Source organism: Rhizobacter fulvus, from assembly GCF_964020785.1.
This window is the reverse complement of record NZ_OZ224516.1, coordinates 5,433,624-5,453,885: the sequence shown is the minus strand read 5'-3', so window position 1 is coordinate 5,453,885 and position 20,262 is coordinate 5,433,624. Positions and strand designations below refer to the sequence as shown.

The following is a 20,262-nucleotide window of genomic DNA, read 5'->3' as shown; positions in this document are numbered from 1 at the left end:
GCGGCGACGCGGGGCTTTTTTTTGTCCGGCCCCCCTGAACAGGTGGGGCGTCCGAGGGTTTCCCGGGAACGGCTTTTGCATCGTCATCCCCTATCGTGGCTTCGCCGCGCGTGGCGCTACGAGTGACCTCGACGGTTCCTTTCCACCCTACCCACAGGAAGCTGCAATGACACTTGCGATCAATCCCATGGCGTTGGCCGGCGCGGCGTTGTGCCTCGCGGCCTTCGCGACACCGGCGGCGATGGCCGGCAACGACAGCATCGGCATGCGCGTGGTGCGCGACCCGGTCACCGGGGTGCTGCGCGCGCCGACCCATGAAGAATTCAAGGCGATGCAGGACGAGGAAAAAGCCGCCCGTGCAGCTGCTCGCACCCCTTCGACAGCCGCTGCCGAAGCGGCCGCCGCACCGGTGCGCATCCAGGGCGCCAACGGCGCGAAAGGCGTGCGCGCCGGGGATGCATTCCTGTCGTATTCGGTCGTGACCCGCCAGGCCGACGGCAGCCTCGACACCGCGTGCGTCACCGGCGCCGAGGCGGCCGAGAAGATCGTTCTCGCCAAGCCGACCGCCGCCACGAGCGCCAAGGCCAGCAAGAAGGGGCACGACCATGACCACCAATAAATCCGCATGGGGTCGGGTCGGCGGCGCGCTCGCCGGAGCGGCCCTGGTTGCCGCACTGGGCACATTGACGGCCACGGCGCAGGCCGCGGCCACGATCGTGATCATGAACACCAACGCGCCTGGCGTCGGCTTCAACGACCCGACGCCTGCCGCGCCGGTCGGCGGCAACGCCGGCACGACGCTGGGGCAGCAGCGCCTGATCGCCTTCCAGGCCGCGGCCGACATCTGGGGCGCGACGCTGACGAGCTCGCAGACCATCAAGATCCGCGCGTCGTTCGAGCCGCTGACCTGCACCGCCACCAGCGCAGTGCTGGGCAGCGCTGGGGCGTACAACATCTGGAGCGACTTCCCGAACGCGGCGAAGGCCGGCGCCTGGTACCCGCAGGCGCTCGCCAACAAGCTGGCCGGTACCGACCTGAGCGAAGGTGACCCGCAGGGCCAGGACATCCAGGCCCGCTTCAACTCGCGCCTGGGCCTGTTCTCGAACTGCCTGCCGGGTTCGCCGTTCTACCTCGGCCTGGACAACAACCACGGCACCGCGATCGACCTGGTCACGGTGCTGTTGCATGAGTTCGGCCACGGTCTGGGCTTCCAGACCTTCACGAGCGGTGCCACCGGCGACGTGTTCTTCGGTCAGCCGTCGATCTGGGACTACTACCTGATGGACGACACCACCGGCAAGCTGTGGATCAACATGACGAGCGCCGAGCGCGCTGCGTCGGCGTTGAAGCCGCGGCAGCTGTCGTGGACCGGGGCGAACGTCACCAAGGCGGTGCCGACGGCGCTGTCCGCGGGCACGCCGCGCCTGCAGGTCTACGGCGCAGCCGGCGGTGCCGCCGGCACCTACGACGTCGGCGGGGCCTCGTTCGGCCCGCCGCTCAGCACCACGCCTGTCACCGGCCAGATGGTGCAGCTGGTCGACCAGCCGAACGGCACCGGGCTCGCATGCACGCCGGTGGCGGGCAATGCCTTCCAGGGCAAGGTCGCCGTGGTCGATCGCGGCGTCTGCGGGTTTGCGGTGAAGGCCGCGATCATGCAGGCGGCCGGCGCGAAGGGCGTGGTCATCGTCGACAACGTCGCCGGCGGGCCGCCAGCGGGGATGAGCGGGACCGACCCGACCATCACGATCCCGTCGGTGCGCATCACGCTGGAGGCCGGTACCTTGATCAAGAAGGCGCTGGCCCAGCGCTCCGGCGGCGTGATCGGCCGCTTCGACGTGAACACGGCGCAGTACGCAGGAGCCGACGCCTTCGGTCGCGCGCTGATGTACACGCCGAACCCGTACCAGAGCGGGTCGTCGGTGTCGCACTGGGACACGATCGCGTTCCCCAACCAGCTGATGGAACCCGCGATCAACGCCGACCTGCTGCACACCGTCGTGATGCCGGCCGACATGACCTTCGAGCTGCTGAAGGACATCGGCTGGTAAGAACGGTCGTTTCCACCTCGAAAGGCACGGCACACGCCGTGCCTTTTTCTTTGGATCGCGGTACAACCGGCGCATGAGCGACAGGGCCTTCCCCGCGATCCCGATGCTGGCGGCGTTGGTGCTGGCCGGCGGTTGCGCCGCGCAAGGTCGAGAGGACGCAGCCGGCCCGCCTGCGTCACCCGCCGCGAAGGAGTCGATGCCGATGAATGCCGATCTTCACGCGATGGCGCAGGCCGCCCTGGCCGATGCGATGCGCCGCGCAGCGCCGGGTGCTGCGGCCCCGACGCTGCTGAGCGCGGAGCGCGTGACTTGGCCCGACGGCTCGCTCGGCTGCCCGATGCCCGGGCGCATGTACACGATGGCGCTGGTGCCGGGCTACCGGATCCGCATCCAGTCCGGCACCGAACAACTCGACTACCACGCCTCGATGCGTGGCCAGCCGCAGCTGTGTCCGCCGGGGCGTGCGACCGACCCGGCGCCGCGCTCGGCCGTGTACTGACCTTCGTCCGCGCCAAAAAAATAGGCCCCGCGGTCGGTACCGCGGGGCCCTCTTTCTTTGTGTGCCGGCCGGCGACGTTGGCCGGCCGAGGGCGGTCAGGGCGCGTCGACCCGCACGATCGTCGGGTTCGGCATGCCGGATGCGCCGCCGTAGGCCACCGAGCCGAGGTACTTCGTCTTGGCGTCCAGGCCGCCGAACGTCAGGCCGATGTTGGCGGTCTGGCCGAGCGTGGCGGTTGCCGGTGCAGCCACCGTCATGTTGCCGGCCGAGGCGCTGCCGAGCGTCCAGCTGAACAACGTGAAGTCCGCCGCGCCGACCGGCACCGCGAACCCGACGACGCGCGCCGTGTACGTGCCCGCGGGCGGGTTGACGAAGTTCACCTCTTCGGCCGAGGTGCCGCTGCCGCTCGAGCCCACGAGCACGCCGTTGCGGTAGACCTCGAGGTCGAGGTCGCTCGCCTGGCTGACATTGGCGTCGAACAGTGAGAAGCGCAGGTAGGTCTGGCCCGCCGGCACGTCGACGGTGAAATCCTTCGAGGTGTTGGTCTGGACCGAGCCGGCCTGCGTCGCTGCCGGCACGAGCCCGCGGGCGGTCGCCGTGAACGGACCCGAATAACCGAAGGTCACGTTGTACGAGCCCGTCACCTCGATCGGCGCCGCGAGGGCGACCGGGTTCGCCACCATCGGGATGCGAACGACGTGCCCCTTGTTGCCGGTCAGCGTGAGCTGGCCGCCGGTGTAGGCGTTCAGCGCCGCCGTGGTCGTCGTGAAGGTCAGCTCGAACTTGGCGGACTTGCCTTTGCCCACCGTCAAGGCGCCGGGCAGCGTCACGTTGATGCCCGACATGCCGGCCACCGAGAACGTGTACGTTTCTTCGGCACCGCCGACGTTCGTGACCGTGCGCGTGACCTTCTGCGAACCCGCCAGCTTGCCCAGCGCGATCGACGCGCCGTTGAAGTTGCTCGGCTCGATCACCGGCACGCCGGCCGACGTGCAGAACGACACCGGCAGCTGCGTACCGCACAGGAACCCGAACCAGTCGCTGAAGCCCGAATCGAACACCAGGCCCGGATCGGCCGCGTTCATCGGCCGCACGTGGCCAGCGCCCTGGCGGAAGATGACCAGCGGATTCGTGTTCGGGCCATCGAGCACGTCCGTGCCGGTGGTCATCAACGCCGACTTGATCGCCATCGGCGACCAGTCCGGGTGAATCTGCTTCATCAGCGCCGCGATGCCGGCCACGTGCGGGCTCGACATCGAGGTGCCGCTGTACAGGTCGAACAGCTTGCCGTTGTTGTTCGGCGGCGCGACGCCGGCGAGGATGTCCTGCCCCGGCGCGATCAGGTCGGGCTTGAGCAGACTGCCGCTCGCGCGCAGCGGGCCGCGCGAGGAGAAGTCGGCGGTGAACGGCGCGGGAACGTTGGTGACGATGTCCGCGGGGCCGATTCTCGCGGTCGCACCCGGGGTGGCCGCATACGCCTTGATCGGCGCGTAGGCTGCGACGGTCAGGTGCACCGCCGGGATGTCATAGGCGACGAACGGCGTCGTGGTGTTGCTGGTCGGGGTGTTGACCAGCACCATGCCGACCCCGCCCGCTTCCTTGACAGCCGCGGCCTTGTTGACGAGCACATTGCCGCCGCGGTTGCACACGACGATCTTGCCGGACACCTTGGCCGGATCCAGACGAGCCCCGCCATCGGCCGTGCCGTAGCACAGCCCGAGGGTCGCCGCGTCCGCGCCGGCCAGGCCGGCCGCGCCGGCATCGACCAGCGGTGCGGGACCGACCGACAGCAAGTAGCCGGTACCGTTGTACGTCACGCCGTTGCCCAGGGTGACCGAGCCGCCGACGATGCCGCGGTTGTGCGTACCCGCCGCCACGGTGGTGATCCACGGGCTCGGGTGCGCGACGGTGCTGACCGTCGGGCCGCTGTTGCCGGCCGACGCGGCGACGAACACGCCGGCGTCGCTGGCGTACAGGAACGCGATCTCAACCGGGTCGCGGAAGCTGGTCTGCGAACCGCTGATCGAGTAGTTGATCACGTCGACGCCATCGGCCACGGCCTGGTCGATTGCGGCGACCAGGTCGTCCGTCGTGCCCGAGCCGGTGCCGTCCGCCTGCGTCCACAGTGCCTTGTAGGCCGCAATGCGCGCGCGCGGAGCCATTCCGGAAATCTTGCCGAAGGCCGATGCCACACCGGTCGCCTGAACGCCCTCATTGCCGCCGGCCGTGCTCGCCGTGTGGGTGCCGTGGCCGTCGTAGTCGCGCGGTGAATTGAACTCCCATGGCAGTTCTGCGGCGATACCGGCATTGCCGCCGAAGCCGGCGTTGTAGTAGCGCGCGCCGATCAGCTTCTGGTTGCAGTTCGAGTTGTTGAACTGGTCGCCGTTCTGGCATTTGCCGTGCCAGCCAGGGATCTGCTGGTACGACAGCTTGCCGTCCTGCGTGCCGTTGCCGTTGGTTCCGGTGCGGTCCGAGAAACTCGGATGTTCGGGCCAGATGCCGGTGTCGATGATGCCGATGATGACGCCTTCGCCGGTGCCCTTGGTCGCCCAGAAACCGGTCGGGCCGCTCAGGCCAAGAAAGGCCGGAGTCGTCGAGGTGTCCTTGGTCCGGATCTCGTTGCGCGACACCGAAAGTACGCCGGGCGTCTGCGCCAGTTTCTGCGCCTGCGCTTCGGTCAGCTTGGCGGCAAAGCCATTGAAGACATAGCCGTAGCTGTACACCTTGGTGCCGCCACCGACCGCGGCGAGCGCGGCGTCGTGGCGCGCGGCGAGGTAGCCCTTGTAGTTGCCGACGGCCGGTGAATCGGGATCGATCTTCTTGCCGGCGGACGGCTTGGTCGCGGCGTAGCCCTTCAGCCCGCCCTTGTACGCCGTGACCGGTTCGTCGGCCATGCGCACGACGAAGGTGGCGGTGCCGGTGGCGCGGGCCGCGACGTCCGATGGCTCGATTTGTCCGGCCGTGACGTTCTTGACCGACAGCGCGGTCGACATCGCGGCGGATTGGGCGGTGGACGAGCTTGCCCCGCCGTCGCCGCCACCGCAGGCCGTCAGCGCCAGGGTGGCCGCGGCCACCAAAGCCGGTTGCCAGATATTCAGTTTCATCGGTAGGCCCTGAGTGGGTGTGATTGAGGTGCTTTGGCAACTTGTGGTCACCCAAGCGTGAAGGATCGTGAAGTTTCACCGCTGAGTGTGGTCGAACCAACCGTACTGTCCCTACCCCCTGGTTCGGGGGTCGTGCGGGCGCTGCGCCTAAAATCATCGTCCTGCCGCAAGAACGCCGGCGCCACCGGTCCGACCATGCTCCGCACGCTGTACGACAAGATCTGGGACGAGCATGTCGTCCACACCGAGGACGACGGCACTGCCGTGCTCTACATCGATCGCCACCTGGTTCACGAAGTGACCAGCCCGCAGGCGTTCGACGGCCTGGACCTGGCGGGCCGCAAGGTCTGGCGCGTTTCCGCGAACCTGGCGGTGAGCGACCACAACGTGCCGACGACCGACCGCTCGCACGGCATCGCCGACCCGATCTCGAAGCTGCAGGTCGACACGCTGGATGCCAACTGCGACCGCGTCGGCATCACGCAGTTCAAGATGAACGACCGCCGCCAGGGCATCGTCCACGTGATCGGACCGGAGCAGGGCGCCACGCTGCCAGGCATGACGGTGGTCTGCGGCGATTCGCACACCTCCACCCACGGCGCGTTCGGCGCGCTCGCCCACGGCATCGGCACCAGCGAGGTCGAGCATGTGCTGGCCACGCAGACGCTGCTGGCGCGCAAGGCGAAGAACATGCTCGTCAAGGTCGAGGGCAAGCTCGGTGCCGGCGTCAGCGCGAAGGACGTCGTGCTTGCGATCATCGGCAAGATCGGCACCGCCGGCGGCACCGGCTACACCATCGAGTTCGCCGGTTCGGCCATCCGCGCGCTGAGCATGGAAGGCCGCATGACGGTGTGCAACATGGCGATCGAGGCCGGGGCACGGGCCGGGCTGATCGGCGTCGACGAGACCACGGTCGCCTACGTCAAGGGCCGCCCGTTCACGCCGAGCGGCATCGAGTGGGATCAGGCGCTGCGCTACTGGAGCACGCTGAAGACCGACCCCGGCGCGCACTTCGACGCCGTGGTCGAGCTCGACGCGTCGACGATCCGCCCGCAGGTGACCTGGGGCACCTCGCCCGAGATGGTGCTGTCGATCGACGACCGCGTGCCGGACCCGGACCGCGAGAAGGACGCCGGCAAGCGCGGCGCGATCGAGCGCGCGCTGCAGTACATGGCGCTGGAGCCGAACAAGCCGATCGTCGACATCCTGATCGACAAGGTCTTCATCGGCTCGTGCACCAACTCGCGGATCGAGGACCTGCGCGAGGCGGCGAACGTGGTGCGCCACCTGCGCAAGCGCATCGCCAAGAACGTGAAGCTCGCGATGGTCGTGCCGGGTTCGGGGCTGGTGAAGGAGCAGGCCGAGCGCGAGGGCCTGGACGTGATCTTCAAGGGCGCCGGTTTCGAGTGGCGCGAGCCCGGCTGCTCGATGTGCCTGGCGATGAATGCCGACCGGCTCGAGCCGGGCGAGCGCTGCGCCTCGACCAGCAACCGCAACTTCGAAGGGCGGCAGGGCGCGGGCGGCCGCACCCACCTGGTCAGCCCGGCGATGGCGGCGGCGGCCGCGATCGAAGGCCACTTCGTCGACGTCAGCCGCTTGAGCTGAACCCCCACAGGATTCCCATGACCCCGTTTCGCATCCACACCGGCCTGGTCGCTCCGATGGACCGGGAGAACGTCGACACCGACGCGATCATTCCGAAGCAGTTCCTGAAGTCGATCAAGCGCTCGGGCTTCGGTCCGAACCTGTTCGACGAATGGCGCTACCTGGACCACGGCGAACCCGGGCAGGACCCGGCGTCGCGCCGCCCGAACCCCGACTTCGTGCTGAACCAGCCACGCTACCAGGGCGCCTCGGTGCTGCTGGCCCGCAAGAATTTCGGCTGCGGCTCGTCGCGCGAGCATGCGCCGTGGGCGCTCGACCAGTTCGGATTCCGCGCGCTCATTGCGCCGAGCTACGCCGACATCTTCTTCAACAACTGCTTCAAGAACGGCCTGCTGCCGATCGTGCTGCCGGAGGAGCAGGTCGCGCGCCTGTTCGACGAGGCGGCGGCCTTCATCGGCTACAAGCTCACGATCGACCTCGAGCAGCAAGTCATCGTCAAGCCGGACGGCGCGACGATCCCGTTCGACGTGCAACCGTTCCGCAAATACTGCCTGCTCGGCGGCTTCGACGACATCGGCCTGACGCTGCGCCATGCCGACAAGATCCGCGCCTTCGAGGCCGAACGGCTGCTGACCAAGCCGTGGCTCGCGCACACGATCTGATCCATCACGACAACGACAGAAAGCTCCCCCGTGAAGATTGCAATCCTGCCGGGTGACGGCATCGGCACCGAGATCGTCGCGCAGGCCGTGCGCGTGCTGGGCGCGCTCGACCTGCGTTTCGAGACCGAAACCGCGCTGGTCGGCGGTGCCGCGTACGACGTGCATGGTCACCCGCTGCCCGAGGCGACGCTCAAGCTCGCGCAGGGCGCCGACGCGGTGCTGTTCGGCGCCGTCGGCGACTGGAAGTACGACAAGCTCGAGCGCGCCCTGCGCCCGGAGCAGGCGATCCTCGGTCTGCGCAAGAGCCTGGGCCTGTTCGCGAACTTCCGCCCGGCGATCTGCTACGAGCAGCTGACTCACGCGTCGAGCCTGAAGCCCGAGCTGGTCGCGGGGCTGGATATCCTGATCATTCGCGAGCTCACCGGCGACATCTATTTCGGCCAGCCGCGCGGCCGCCGCGAGTCGCCGGACGGCGCGTTCGCCGGCGCCGAGGAGGCGTTCGACACGATGCGCTATTCGCGCCCGGAGATCGAGCGCATCGCGCATGTCGCCTTCCAGGCCGCACGCAAGCGCAACAAGCGCCTGACCAGCGTCGACAAGGCCAACGTGCTGGAGACCTTCCAGTTCTGGAAGGACGTCGTCACCGAGGTGCACGCGCAGTATCCGGATGTCGCGCTCGACCACATGTACGTCGACAACGCGGCGATGCAGCTGGTCAAGGATCCGAAGAAGTTCGACGTCATCGTCACCGGCAACATGTTCGGCGACATCCTGTCCGACGAGGCCGCGATGCTGACCGGCTCGATCGGCATGCTGCCGTCGGCCTCGCTCAATTCGGCGGGCAAGGGGCTTTACGAGCCGAGCCACGGCAGCGCGCCCGACATCGCCGGCAAGAACCTGGCGAATCCGCTGGCTACAATACTGTCTGCCGCCATGATGCTCCGCTTCTCGCTCAACCAGCCCGCCGCCGCCGACCGCATCGAGTCGGCCGTGCAGCGTGTGCTCGCGCAGGGCTTGCGCACGGCAGACATCTGGTCCGCGGGCACGACCAAGGTCGGCACGATCGAGATGGCCGACGCGGTCGTCGCTGCGCTCTCGTCCGCCACCGCGAAAACCACGATTACCAAGGGCTAGCTGGCTCCGGTTCGTGTCGCCCCATCCCTTGGCGAGCGAGCCGGGGGAGCAAAGAGGTTTCGATCAACTTTTTCACTGGGGCAACTTTGATGACAGCACTCACGGGTTTGGTTGGATGGCGCGGGATGGTCGGTTCCGTGCTGATGGATCGCATGCAGGCCGAAGGCGACTTCGACCACATCGAGCCGATGTTCTTCAGCACCAGCAATGCCGGCGGCACCGCCCCGGTGATGGCGAAGAACGAGAAGAAGCTCTTCGATGCCTATGACATCGACGCGCTGAAGCGCTGCGAGATCATCGTCACCGCGCAAGGCGGCGACTACACGTCGGACGTGTTCCCGCGCCTGCGCGCAGCAGGCTGGAACGGTCACTGGATCGACGCCGCCTCGACGCTGCGCATGAAGGACGACGCCGTGATCGTGCTCGATCCGGTCAACATGCCGGTGATCAAGGACGCGCTGGCCCAGGGCGGCCGCAACTGGATCGGCGGCAACTGCACCGTGAGTTGCATGCTGATGGGCGTGGGCGCGCTTTACAAGGCCGGGCTGGTCGAGTGGATGAACACGATGACGTACCAGGCCGCCTCGGGCGGTGGTGCGGCCCACATGCGTGAACTGTTGACGCAATACGGCACCTTGAACGCCTCGGTGCGCCACCTGCTCGACGACCCGAAGAGCGCCATCCTCGAGATCGACCGCCAGTTGGCCGCTACCCAGCGCGGCCTGTCCGACGCCGAGACCGCCAACTTCGGCGTGCCGCTGGGCGGCAGCCTGATCCCGTGGATCGACAAGGATCTGGGCGACGGCATGAGCAAGGAGGAGTGGAAGGGCGAGGCCGAGACCAACAAGATCCTCGGCCAGGGCGCCGGCTTCGGCACGGACGCCACGCCGGTCGATGGCTTCTGCGTGCGTGTCGGCGCGATGCGCTGCCACAGCCAGGCGCTGCTGTTCAAGCTCAAGAAGGACGTGCCGCTGGCCGATATCGAGGCGCTGATCGCGGCCGACAACGCCTGGGTCAAGCTGGTGCCGAGCACCAAGGAAGCGACGCTGCGCGACCTGACGCCGGTGGCCGTCACCGGCACGATGACGATCCCGGTCGGCCGCTTGCGCAAGATGTCGATGGGCCCGCAGTACCTGGGCGCGTTCACGATCGGCGACCAACTGCTTTGGGGCGCGGCCGAGCCGCTTCGGCGCATGCTGCGCATCGTGGTCGACGCCTGATTCGGGTTAGGCCGCACGGCGACACTTGTTGCAGGGCTGCCACGCCACGATCCGGCCGATTCGTCGAACAGCGCAGAATGTCAGCCATTGCATTAGCTTGTCAACGTATCTTGTTGATGTTATTGTGATTTCCAAGATTTTGCGTTGGTGCCGACTTTTCCGCGGTGCGTGACGCGAGATGGACGCTGTCGATATCGGCGGTCGCGCGCAGGCGCTCGCCTCGTCTTTTTGGGAGACGCCTTGAAAAGAAGCTTGACGTTCTCGGGGCGTTTCGCCCTGACCGGGGTGGCCGCGGCCGCGTTGATCATGGCGGCGCCCGCGGCCTGGTCTCTGGGTTTGGGGCGGGTTCAGGTGCAGTCGGCGCTGGGCGAGGTGCTCCGTGCGGAGATCGACGTCACCAGCATGACGCCCGAAGAGGCGTCGAACCTGCGCGTTCGCGTGGCGCCGCCCGAGTCGTACAAGGCCGCCGGCGTGGACTACAACGCGGTTCTGCCCGGCACGCAGGTCGAACTGCTGCGCCGCGCCGATGGACGGCCGTACCTGAAGCTGACGAGCGACCGCGGCGTCCAGGAGCCGTTCGTCGACGTCATCCTCGAACTGAACTGGTCCACCGGCCGATTGGTGCGCGAGTACACGATGCTGTTCGATCCGCCGGTGACGGCCCGTGCAGCGCCGCCCGCGCCGGCACCGACGACAGCACCGGCACTGAGCGCCGCGACGCCGGTGCCGGCCGCACCGCCGCGTGCCGCCGAACGCCGCCCGGCGCCCGCTCCGGCGGTTGCGGCTGCTCCCGCGCCCGCGGCCGAACCGCCGACACCGCGTCCCGCGGCCGCGCCCCGCGAGCCGCGCGCCGTGGCCGTCAAGCCGGCCGATGCGCCGGCCGCAGCCGGGGCCGACGACTACAAGGTTCGCCCGGGCGATTCGCTGTCGAAGATCGCCGCCCGCACCCAGCGGCCCGGCGTGTCGCTCGACCAGATGCTGGTGTCGCTGTACCGCGGCAATCCGCAGGCGTTCATGGACAACAACATGAACCGTCTCAAGGCGGGCGTGGTGCTGGCCGTGCCGAGCGCCGACGCCGCCAAGGGCGTGACGCCGAACGAAGCGCGTCAGGTCATCCAAGCCCAGAGCGCCGACTTCGGCGCTTACCGTCAACGTCTCGCCGGCGCGGTTCCGACGACCCGGCCGGAGGGCAGTGCGCGCCAGGCCAGCGGCAAGGTAACGGCCTCGGTCGATGACCGCAAGCAGGCCGCCGCGGCGACGCCCGACAAGCTCACGCTGAGCAAGGGTGCGGCGGGCGCGAAGGTCGAAGAACAGATTTCGAAGGATCGCGCGAAGAAGGCAGACGACGTGCGCGTTGCCGAACTGGCGAAGAACGTCGACGAATTGAAGAAGTTGTCGGGTGCGACCGCGAGTGCCGCTGCGCCGAAGACGGCCGCACCGCCGCCGGCGCCCGCGCCCGCTGCTGCTCCCCCCCGCCGGCTGCACCGGTGGTCGTGGCTGCTGCGCCCGCTCCCGCGCCTCCGCCGGCGCCTGTGGCGCCGCCGCCTCCGGCCGCGCCCGTCGTCGTCGCCTCGGCGCCGATGGCCGCTTCGGCGCCAGCGCCGGCGGTGGCCGCTTCAGCGGCTCCGGCCGCTCCGGTCGTCGCGGCGAAGCCGGCCGCCAGCGCACCGGCGGTGGTCAAGTCGCCGGTCAAGGCGCCGCTGCCCGTCGAGGAGCCCAGCGTGATCGGCTCGCTGCTCGACGACAACCCGATGGCGCTCGGCATCGGCGGGCTCGCGCTTGCGCTGCTCGCCGGCTTCGGCGTCTACAAGTTCGCGCGGCGCGCCGGCAAGGACAGCGGCGAGACCTCGTTCCTGGAGAGCCGCCTGCAGCCCGATTCGTTCTTCGGCGCCAGCGGCGGCCAGCGCATCGACACGCGGGACGCCGGCGGCACCTCGTCGTCGATGAGCTACTCGCTGAGCCAGCTCGATGCGATCGGCGACGTCGACCCGGTCGCCGAGGCCGACGTGTACCTGGCCTACGGTCGCGATCTGCAAGCCGAGGAAATCCTGAAGGAGGCGATGCGCAGCAACCCGGACCGCATGGCGATCCGCACCAAGCTGCTCGAGGTCTACGCCAAGCGTCGCGATACCAAGGGCTTCGAACTGCTGGCGACCCAGCTCTACTCGCTGACCCGCGGGCAAGGCGAGGACTGGGCCAAGGCGCAGGAACTCGGCACCCAGATCGACGCCGACAACCCGCTCTACAAGCCGGGCGGCGTGCCGGCCGGCATGCACCGCGACGGTGGCGAAGTCCTCGAGCCGCTCGACGCGAGCACCATGCCGCAGTCGGTGCTGCCGTCGCCATCGCAGTTCGGCAATTCGGTGCGCGGGGCCTTGATGACCGACAGCGGCGGCAGCGTCGGCGCCGATCTCGACCTCGACCTGGGCAACCCCGAAACCGGTCAGCCCAGCGTGCGCGGCAACCTCGAGACCACGCAGGCCTTCGCCCCGTCTCCGCCGCCGCCTGCCGACGACATGTCGCTCGATTTTGCGCTGCCCGACGTGCCCGAACTGCAGGCCAAGCCGGTCCCGCGTCCGGCCGAGCCGTCTACGTTCGACCTGTCCGACATCTCGCTCGACCTGGACATGCCGCCCACGCACCCGATGATGACCGAGGCCACGCGCGCGCCGGCCGCCGAATCGACGTCCGCATTCGGCGCGCTGGACCTGTCGGCCCAGGACGGCGCCGAAGACGACCCGATGTCGCGCAAGCTCGAGTTGGCCGAGGAATTCCGCCAGATCGGCGACAACGATGGCGCGCGCGATCTGCTGCACGAAGTCGTTGCCAAGTCGAGCGGCAGCGTGAAGAGCCGCGCGCAGAGCATGCTGGCCGACCTCGGGTGACCGGCGGCGGCGGGGCGCCCTCGTGAGGGTGGTGCTCGGCGTCGCCTACCGCGGCCAGGCTTACCGCGGCTGGCAGAGCCAGCCGGACGGCCAGACGGTGCAGGATCGGCTCGAGCACGCATTGGGCCGGTTCGCCGACGTGCCGCTGCGCACCGTCTGCGCGGGCCGCACCGACACCGGCGTCCACGCGCTGAACCAGGTTGTGCACCTGGACACGCCGATCGAGCGTGCCGAATCGTCGTGGGTGCGCGGCACCAACCGCTTCCTGCCGCCGGACATCGCGGTGCAGTGGTGCCGGCGCTTCGACGACGAGACCTTCCACGCCCGCTACTCAGCGCTGGGCCGGCGCTACGTCTACGTGCTGCTCGAGTCGGCGGTGCGCCCGGCGGTCGAGGCCGGTTCCGTCGGCTGGAGCTTTCGCCCGCTCGATGGCGCGCGCATGGAAGCGGCCGCGGCCTTGCTGCTCGGCGAACACGATTTCAGCGCGTTCCGCTCGTCGGAGTGTCAGGCGCCGACACCGATCAAGACGATCCGCTCGATCGCCATCACCCGCCGGGGTGCCTACTGGCGCTTCGAATTCGACGCCAATGCGTTCCTGCATCACATGGTGCGCAACCTGATGGGTGCGCTGCTTGCCGTCGGATCAGGTACGCGGGACGGCGCGTGGCTGGCGGCGGTGCTCGCAGGACGCGACCGCGGCCGGGCGGCGCCGACCTTTCCGGCGGATGGCCTCTACTTCGTCGGGCCGTACTACGATGCCGTCCACGACATCCCGCAGCGCACGCCGGCGCTCGACTGGTTGCCGTGATCCACACGACCATGAACCAGCGCACCCGAATCAAGATCTGCGGCCTGACCCGCGAAGCCGATGTCGACGCCGCCGTCGAGGCGGGCGCCGACGCGATCGGCTTCGTCTTCTATGCCCGCAGCGCACGCCACATCGACCTGGCCCGCGCCGAGGTGCTGGCGCGGCGGCTGCCACCTTTCGTGACGCCCGTGGGCCTGTTCGTCAACGCGTCGGACACCGACATCGCGGCGGCAATCGCGGCGATACCGGGGCTGCTGCTGCAGTTCCACGGCGACGAGACCCCCGCGGCCTGCGCGCGGCCGGGTCGCCCTTATTTGCGCGCCGCTCGGATGGCCGCAGGCTTCGATTTGCTAGACTTCGCGTCCCGGTTCACGCAGGCCCAAGCCCTCCTGCTCGACGCGCATGTCGACGGATATGGCGGCGGTGGAAAGGTTTTCGATTGGTCGCTCATTCCCTCCGACGTGCCCCTTCCAGTCGTTTTGTCTGGTGGGTTGCATGCCGGAAATGTGATCCAAGGCATCCAGACGCTGCGGCCGTGGGCCGTTGACGTCAGCTCCGGCGTGGAGTCCGCGAAAGGCATCAAGGATGCCGTCGCGATCCGCCGGTTCTGCGATGCAGTGCGCGAGGCCGATGCACGCAGCGCCGCATCGCCCGCCTGATCAATCCGAATCTTTCATCATGTCGAACTATCAACAACCCGATGCCTCGGGCCACTTCGGCCCCTATGGCGGCAGCTTCGTCGCCGAAACGCTGGTGCATGCGCTCGATGAACTCAAGCGCGCCTATGCCGACGTCCAGAACGACCCGGCGTTCCTTGCGGAATTCCAGTACGAACTGAAGCACTTCGTCGGCCGCCCGAGCCCGATCTACCACGCGGCGCGCATGAGCCGCGAACTCGGCGGCGCGCAGATCTTCCTGAAGCGCGAGGACCTGAACCACACCGGCGCGCACAAGGTCAACAACACGATCGGCCAGGCGATGCTTGCGCGCCGCATGGGCAAGCCGCGCGTGATCGCCGAGACCGGCGCCGGCCAGCACGGCGTGGCCACCGCGACGATCTGTGCGCGCTACGGCCTGGAGTGCGTGGTCTACATGGGCAGCGAGGACGTGAAGCGCCAGTCGCCGAACGTCTACCGCATGAACCTGCTCGGCGCGACGGTGGTGCCGGTCGAAAGTGGTTCCAGGACGCTGAAGGATGCGCTGAACGAGGCGCTGCGGGACTGGGTCACGAACGTCGAGAACACCTTCTACATCATCGGCACGGTGGCCGGCCCGCACCCGTATCCGACGATGGTGCGCGACTTCCAGCGCGTGATCGGCGACGAGTGCCTGGTGCAGATGCCCGAGATGGTCGGCCGCCAGCCCGATGCCGTGATCGCCTGTGTCGGCGGTGGCAGCAACGCGATGGGCATCTTCTATCCGTACATCGACCATGCCGGCACGCGCCTGATCGGCGTCGAGGCGGCGGGGCAGGGGCTGGAGACCGGCAAGCATGCCGCGTCGCTGAGCGCCGGCTCGCCGGGCGTGCTGCACGGCAACCGTACCTATCTGCTGCAAGATCAGAATGGCCAGATCACCGAGACCCATTCGATCTCGGCCGGGCTCGACTATCCCGGTGTCGGCCCCGAGCACGCCTACCTGAAGGATATCGGCCGTGCCGAATACGTCGGCATCACCGACAAGGAGGCGCTGGAGGCATTCCACCGCCTGTGCCGCACCGAGGGGATCATCCCGGCGCTCGAGTCGAGCCATGCCGTCGCCTACGCGATGAAACTCGCGCCGACGATGCGGCCCGACCAGCACCTGCTCGTGAACCTGTCCGGCCGCGGCGACAAGGACATCGGCACCGTCGCCGACCTGTCCGGCGCGGCGTACTTCGACCGCCCGTCGCAAGGCGGCCAGAGCGTGAAGGGCGGTGTGCAATGAGCCGCATCAAGGCCACCTTCGATGCGCTGCAGGGGAGCGGCCGCAAGGCGCTGATCCCGTACGTCACCTCGGGCGACCCGTTCGGCGACGCCACGGTCGACATCATGCTGGCCTTGGCGAGCGCGGGCGCCGACGTGATCGAGCTCGGCGTGCCGTTCTCCGATCCGATGGCCGACGGCCCGGTGATCCAGAAGGCCGGCGAGCGCGCGCTGGCGCGTGGGATCGGTCTGCCGCAGGTGCTGGACTTCGTGCGCGGCTTCCGCAAGACGAACGACACCACGCCCGTCGTGCTGATGGGCTATGCGAATCCGGTCGAGCGCTACGGCGTCGAGCGGTTCGTGGCCGACGCCAAGGGGGCCGGCGTCGATGGCGTGCTGGTGGTCGACTACCCGCCGGAAGAGTGCGAGGAGTTCGCGGCGAAGCTGCGTGCCCAGGGGATCGATCTGATCTTCCTGCTCGCGCCCACCTCGACCGAAACGCGGATGGCGCAGGTCGGCCGGATCGCCAGCGGCTACGTCTACTACGTGTCGCTGAAGGGTGTGACAGGCGCCGGGAACCTCGACACCGCCGCGGTGGCGGCGGCGGTGCCGCGCATCAAGACGTTCGTGAAGCTGCCGGTGGGCGTCGGCTTCGGCATCCGCGACGCGAAGACGGCGCAGGCCGTGGCCGCCGTGTCGGACGCCGTCGTGATCGGCACCGCCCTGGTGCAATTGCTGGAAACGCAGACGCGCGAGAATGTCGCCTCTGCCGCGGGCCGCTTCATCGGCGAGATCCGCGCCGCGCTAGATTCCTGAAAGGACCACCATGAGCTGGTTGGAAAAACTGCTGCCCCCGAAGATTCAGCCGAACGAGCGGGGCGAGCGCCGCACGGTGCCGGAAGGCCTGTGGATCAAGTGCCCGCAGTGCGAGACGGTGCTCTACAAGACGGACCTCGAGCAGAACATCAACGTCTGCCCGAAGTGCAGCCACCATCACCGCATCGGCGCGCGAGCGCGGCTCGATGCGTTCCTCGACGCCGAGGGCCGCTACGAGATCGGCCAGGAGGTGTTGCCGGTCGATGCGCTGAAGTTCAAGGACAGCAAGAAGTACACCGAACGCCTGAAGGACGCGCTGGAGAACACCGGCGAGACCGATGCGCTGGTCGTGATGGGCGGCTCGGTGCTGAGCGTGCCGGTCGTCGCCGCGTGCTTCGAGTTCGAGTTCATGGGCGGCTCGATGGGCTCGGTGGTCGGCGAGCGCTTCGTGCGCGGCGTCGAGACGGCGATCGAGCAGAGGACGCCGTTCGTCAGCTTCACCGCCACCGGCGGTGCGCGCATGCAGGAGGGCCTGCTGAGCCTGCTGCAGATGGCCAAGACCAACGCCGCGTTGACGCACCTGGCGAAGGCGCGCCTGCCCTATATCAGCGTGCTGACCGACCCGACGATGGGCGGCGTCTCGGCCAGCTTCGCGTTCGTCGGTGATGTGGTCATCGCCGAGCCGCAGGCGCTGATCGGCTTCGCCGGCCCGCGCGTGATCGAGAACACCGTGCGCGAGAAGCTGCCCGAGGGCTTCCAGCGCGCCGAGTTCCTGCTGCAGACCGGCGCGATCGACACGATCGTCGACCGCCGCGAACTGCGCGGCGTGATCGCCCGCGCGATCGCGATGCTGCAGCGCCAGAGCGCCGACGCGGTGACCTGATGCCCGCATCCGACCCGGCGGGCGTGCCGCCGCGCACGCTCGCCGACTGGCTGGCGCACTGCCTGCGCCTGCACCCGAAAGAGATCGACATGACGCTGGCGCGCGTGCGCCGCGTCCGCGAGCGCCTGGGTCTCGATTTCACGATGCCCGTGATCGCCGTGGCGGGCACCAACGGCAAGGGATCGACCTGCGCGATGCTGGAGGCGATCGCGCTGTCAGCCGGCTACCGCGTCGGGCTCTACTCGAAGCCGCACCTGGTGCACTTCGAGGAGCGTTGCCGCGTCAACGGCACGATGGTCGATGCGGCGGCGCTGTTGCCGCACTTCGAGGCCGTCGAGCAGGCGCGCGGCGACACGGCGCTGACGTACTTCGAGTTCACGACGCTGGCGATCTTCCGCCTGCTGTCGCAACAGCCGCTCGACCTCGTGATCCTCGAAGTGGGCATGGGCGGGCGGCTCGATGCCGTCAACGCGTTCGATGCCGACTGCGCGATCATCACCAGCATCGACATCGACCATGCCGAATTCCTCGGGCCCGACCGCGAGACGATCGCCATCGAGAAAGCCGGGATCATGCGCGCCGGCGCGCCGGTGATCGTCAGCGACCCGCGGCCGCCGCAGAGCCTGGTGGACACTGCCGCACGCGTCGGCGCCGACCTGTGGCTGGTCGGGCGCGATTTCAGCTTCGGCGGCGACAAGCAACAGTGGAACTGGGCCGGACGCACGCGCCGCTACAACGGCCTGGGCTATCCAGCGCTGCGCGGCGCGAACCAACTGCTCAATGCCGCCGGCGTGCTCGCTGCGTTCGAGGCATTGCGGGGGCGCGTGCCGATCACCGCGCAGGCGGTGCGGCAGGGCTTCGCCACGGTCGAACTGCCGGGCCGGTTCCAGATCGTCGCCGGCCAGCCGACGTTGGTGCTCGACGTCGCGCACAACCCGCACGCGGTCGCCACGCTGGCGCAGAACCTCGACCAGATGGGCTTCTTCCCCCGCACCCATGCGGTGTTCGGCGTGATGGCGGACAAGGACGTCGACGCGCTGCTCAAGCGCATGGCGCCGCTGGTCGACCACTGGCACTTCACCGACCTGCCGCTGCCGCGCGCCGCGACGGCTGCGCAGCTGGCCGCGAAGCATGCGGCGCTGGGGCTCGCCGGCCCCGGCCCGGTGACGGTCCGGACCCATGCGAGCCCGAAGGAAGCGCTCGCGGCGGCCCTGGCCGCGGCCGACCCCGCTGATAGAATCGTCGTCTTTGGATCGTTCAACACCGTCGGTGGCGTGCTCGCAGACGGCGTGCCCCGTCTGACGGGACAACACGCGGTCTGAGGGCTGCGCAGACGGCTCGAAGTCCGTCGATCGAGGCGCCTGCGCGGTCATGGCGCATGCCGCGCGACGGGGCAACCGTCGCCCGCTCATCTCAGGCCCTCACTGGAACTCGCATCGCATGGGTTTGCTGTCCGTTTTCAAGCGCCGCACCGACACCGCGGCAACCAGCAGCGCAGCGAGCGATACCGCCGACGCGGTCCAGCAGGCGCGAGTGCGCGCCCGCCAGCGACTGATCGGCGCCGCGGTGCTGGTCGTGATCGGCATCGTCGGCTTTCCGCTGGTGTTCGAGACGCAGCCGCGGCCGATTCCGGTCGACATCCCGATCGAGGTGCCGCGCAAGGAAGGCGCGCCGCCGCTGGTGATGCCCACGAAGGCGCCGGTCGTGACCGCCCCGGCGTCCGCTGCCGCGCCCGCACCGGTCGCGACGGCGTCCAACGACGTCATCACGGAGACGCGCGAGGAGGCAGGGCGCACCGTCGCGCCCGCTGCGGCGCCCGCACCCAAGCGCGTCGAGGTCAGGCCCGAGCCGAAGCCGGAACCCAAGGCGGAGCCCAAGCCCGAGCCGAAAGCCGCCGCCAAGCCCGCGCCCAAGGAAGAGCCGAAGCCGACGCCGGCCGACGCAGGGCGCTTCGTCGTGCAGGTCGGTGCCTTCGCCGACGCGGCCGCGGCGCGCGAGACCCGCGTCAAGGCCGAGAAGCTCGGGCTGAAGACCTACACGCAGGTCGCCAGCACGCCGTCCGGCAACCGCATTCGCGTGCGCGTCGGCCCGTTCGCTTCACGCGACGAAGCGGCCAAGGCGCTGGCCAAGGCCAAGGCCGCCGGCCTCACCGCCGTCGTGCTGACCCTCTGAGGCGCCGGTGAACATCGAGCTCGGCTGGGTGGACATCGGTCTGGCGGCGTTCCTGCTGCTGTCGGTGCTCGTCGGCCTGATGCGCGGGGTCGTGTTCGAGTTGTTGTCGCTGGTCGGCTGGTTCGTCGCCTACTTCGTCGGCCTGTGGCTCACGCCGATGTTCGTGGCGTACATCCACATCGGCGCGCCCGGGTCGATGCTGAACTACGTCGTCACCTTCGCCTGCGTGTTCCTGGTCGCGCTCGTGGTCTGGAGCATCGGCGCCCGCCTGGTGCGCGCGCTGATCCGCGCGACGCCGCTCAGCCCGCTCGATCGATTGCTGGGCGCCGGCTTCGGCTTCGTGCGCGGGCTCGTCGTGCTGCTGATCGTCGCGGCGGTGGTCGGCATCTCGCCGTGGGGGCGATCACCGGCATGGCAGAGTTCGCAAGGCGTCGCGTTGCTGAATGCCGTGGTGCATGAACTGCGTCCGGTGTTCACCAACCAGGTTCCTTCTTCACCTTCTTCTTCGACAGCGTGACGACT

General features: G+C 68.8%; 18 protein-coding genes. 17 read left to right on the top strand and 1 reads right to left on the bottom strand.

Annotated elements, in window-relative coordinates:
- Positions 1-166 precede the first annotated feature (166 nt).
- From ACWH49_RS25800 to ACWH49_RS25790, 3 genes are all read left to right on the top strand, one after another.
- On the top strand, positions 167-619 hold the full coding sequence (locus ACWH49_RS25800) for a post-PEP-CTERM-1 domain-containing protein (protein WP_448174035.1): 453 nt from the start codon (positions 167-169) through the stop codon (positions 617-619).
- Positions 606-2,048: a PA domain-containing protein gene (locus tag ACWH49_RS25795; RefSeq protein ID WP_448174034.1), complete on the top strand. Its 1,443-nt coding sequence runs from the start codon at positions 606-608 to the stop codon at positions 2,046-2,048. The genes ACWH49_RS25800 and ACWH49_RS25795 overlap by 14 nt, the downstream gene beginning before the upstream one ends.
- A gap of 73 nt (positions 2,049-2,121) precedes the next feature.
- The gene (locus ACWH49_RS25790; RefSeq protein WP_448174033.1) at positions 2,122-2,547 is read left to right on the top strand and encodes a hypothetical protein; all 426 of its coding nucleotides are present in this window, start codon (positions 2,122-2,124) and stop codon (positions 2,545-2,547) included.
- 95 nt (positions 2,548-2,642) lie between these two features.
- Here the strand turns inward: ACWH49_RS25790 and ACWH49_RS25785 are convergent, their stop codons facing one another.
- The gene (locus ACWH49_RS25785; RefSeq protein WP_448174032.1) at positions 2,643-5,651 is read right to left on the bottom strand and encodes a S8 family serine peptidase; all 3,009 of its coding nucleotides are present in this window, start codon (positions 5,649-5,651) and stop codon (positions 2,643-2,645) included.
- Between the two features lie 195 nt (positions 5,652-5,846).
- Between ACWH49_RS25785 and leuC the strand changes: the two genes are divergently transcribed.
- The 14 genes from leuC (at position 5,847) to ACWH49_RS25715 (ending at position 20,257) form a co-directional block, all read left to right on the top strand.
- On the top strand, positions 5,847-7,256 hold the full coding sequence (leuC, locus tag ACWH49_RS25780; RefSeq protein ID WP_448174031.1) for a 3-isopropylmalate dehydratase large subunit: 1,410 nt from the start codon (positions 5,847-5,849) through the stop codon (positions 7,254-7,256).
- A gap of 17 nt (positions 7,257-7,273) precedes the next feature.
- Positions 7,274-7,918: a 3-isopropylmalate dehydratase small subunit gene (leuD, locus tag ACWH49_RS25775; protein WP_448174030.1), complete on the top strand. Its 645-nt coding sequence runs from the start codon at positions 7,274-7,276 to the stop codon at positions 7,916-7,918.
- Between the two features lie 30 nt (positions 7,919-7,948).
- The gene (gene leuB / locus ACWH49_RS25770) at positions 7,949-9,052 is read left to right on the top strand and encodes a 3-isopropylmalate dehydrogenase (RefSeq protein WP_448174029.1); all 1,104 of its coding nucleotides are present in this window, start codon (positions 7,949-7,951) and stop codon (positions 9,050-9,052) included.
- Between the two features lie 89 nt (positions 9,053-9,141).
- The gene (gene asd, locus ACWH49_RS25765; RefSeq protein WP_448174028.1) at positions 9,142-10,272 is read left to right on the top strand and encodes an aspartate-semialdehyde dehydrogenase; all 1,131 of its coding nucleotides are present in this window, start codon (positions 9,142-9,144) and stop codon (positions 10,270-10,272) included.
- A 285-nt stretch (positions 10,273-10,557) separates the two neighbouring features.
- Positions 10,558-11,997: a type IV pilus assembly protein FimV gene (locus ACWH49_RS25760; RefSeq protein ID WP_448174027.1), complete on the top strand. Its 1,440-nt coding sequence runs from the start codon at positions 10,558-10,560 to the stop codon at positions 11,995-11,997.
- Positions 11,946-13,157 (top strand): FimV/HubP family polar landmark protein, encoded by a 1,212-nt coding sequence (locus ACWH49_RS25755; protein WP_448174026.1) that lies wholly within the window; start codon positions 11,946-11,948, stop codon positions 13,155-13,157. Before ACWH49_RS25760 ends, ACWH49_RS25755 begins: the two co-directional genes overlap by 52 nt.
- A 22-nt stretch (positions 13,158-13,179) precedes the next feature.
- A complete protein-coding gene (gene truA / locus ACWH49_RS25750; protein ID WP_448174025.1) occupies positions 13,180-13,965 on the top strand; it encodes a tRNA pseudouridine(38-40) synthase TruA in 786 nt (261 codons plus the stop codon).
- An 11-nt stretch (positions 13,966-13,976) separates the two neighbouring features.
- A complete protein-coding gene (locus ACWH49_RS25745) occupies positions 13,977-14,624 on the top strand; it encodes a phosphoribosylanthranilate isomerase (protein WP_448174024.1) in 648 nt (215 codons plus the stop codon).
- A 19-nt stretch (positions 14,625-14,643) separates the two neighbouring features.
- The gene (gene trpB, locus ACWH49_RS25740) at positions 14,644-15,891 is read left to right on the top strand and encodes a tryptophan synthase subunit beta (RefSeq protein ID WP_448174023.1); all 1,248 of its coding nucleotides are present in this window, start codon (positions 14,644-14,646) and stop codon (positions 15,889-15,891) included.
- Positions 15,888-16,685: a tryptophan synthase subunit alpha gene (gene trpA / locus ACWH49_RS25735; RefSeq protein ID WP_448174022.1), complete on the top strand. Its 798-nt coding sequence runs from the start codon at positions 15,888-15,890 to the stop codon at positions 16,683-16,685. Before trpB ends, trpA begins: the two co-directional genes overlap by 4 nt.
- A 10-nt stretch (positions 16,686-16,695) precedes the next feature.
- On the top strand, positions 16,696-17,568 hold the full coding sequence (accD, locus tag ACWH49_RS25730; protein ID WP_056463612.1) for an acetyl-CoA carboxylase, carboxyltransferase subunit beta: 873 nt from the start codon (positions 16,696-16,698) through the stop codon (positions 17,566-17,568).
- Positions 17,568-18,890, top strand: a complete 1,323-nt coding sequence (gene folC, locus ACWH49_RS25725; protein WP_448174021.1) for a bifunctional tetrahydrofolate synthase/dihydrofolate synthase — start codon at positions 17,568-17,570, stop codon at positions 18,888-18,890. Before accD ends, folC begins: the two co-directional genes overlap by 1 nt.
- Positions 18,891-19,008: 118 nt before the next feature.
- A complete protein-coding gene (locus ACWH49_RS25720) occupies positions 19,009-19,740 on the top strand; it encodes an SPOR domain-containing protein (RefSeq protein ID WP_448174020.1) in 732 nt (243 codons plus the stop codon).
- Positions 19,741-19,747: 7 nt separating this feature from the next.
- The gene (locus tag ACWH49_RS25715) at positions 19,748-20,257 is read left to right on the top strand and encodes a CvpA family protein (RefSeq protein WP_448174019.1); all 510 of its coding nucleotides are present in this window, start codon (positions 19,748-19,750) and stop codon (positions 20,255-20,257) included.
- Positions 20,258-20,262 lie beyond the last annotated feature (5 nt).

Coding starts and splice junctions, on each gene's coding strand:
- ACWH49_RS25800 (WP_448174035.1), top strand. CDS start 167: ATGACACTTGCGATCAATCCCATGGCGTTGGCCGGCGCGGCGTTGTGC.
- ACWH49_RS25795 (WP_448174034.1), top strand. CDS start 606: ATGACCACCAATAAATCCGCATGGGGTCGGGTCGGCGGCGCGCTCGCC.
- ACWH49_RS25790 (WP_448174033.1), top strand. CDS start 2,122: ATGAGCGACAGGGCCTTCCCCGCGATCCCGATGCTGGCGGCGTTGGTG.
- ACWH49_RS25785 (WP_448174032.1), bottom strand. CDS start 5,651: ATGAAACTGAATATCTGGCAACCGGCTTTGGTGGCCGCGGCCACCCTG.
- leuC (WP_448174031.1), top strand. CDS start 5,847: ATGCTCCGCACGCTGTACGACAAGATCTGGGACGAGCATGTCGTCCAC.
- leuD (WP_448174030.1), top strand. CDS start 7,274: ATGACCCCGTTTCGCATCCACACCGGCCTGGTCGCTCCGATGGACCGG.
- asd (WP_448174028.1), top strand. CDS start 9,142: ATGACAGCACTCACGGGTTTGGTTGGATGGCGCGGGATGGTCGGTTCC.
- ACWH49_RS25745 (WP_448174024.1), top strand. CDS start 13,977: ATGAACCAGCGCACCCGAATCAAGATCTGCGGCCTGACCCGCGAAGCC.
- trpB (WP_448174023.1), top strand. CDS start 14,644: ATGTCGAACTATCAACAACCCGATGCCTCGGGCCACTTCGGCCCCTAT.
- trpA (WP_448174022.1), top strand. CDS start 15,888: ATGAGCCGCATCAAGGCCACCTTCGATGCGCTGCAGGGGAGCGGCCGC.
- accD (WP_056463612.1), top strand. CDS start 16,696: ATGAGCTGGTTGGAAAAACTGCTGCCCCCGAAGATTCAGCCGAACGAG.
- folC (WP_448174021.1), top strand. CDS start 17,568: ATGCCCGCATCCGACCCGGCGGGCGTGCCGCCGCGCACGCTCGCCGAC.
- ACWH49_RS25720 (WP_448174020.1), top strand. CDS start 19,009: ATGGGTTTGCTGTCCGTTTTCAAGCGCCGCACCGACACCGCGGCAACC.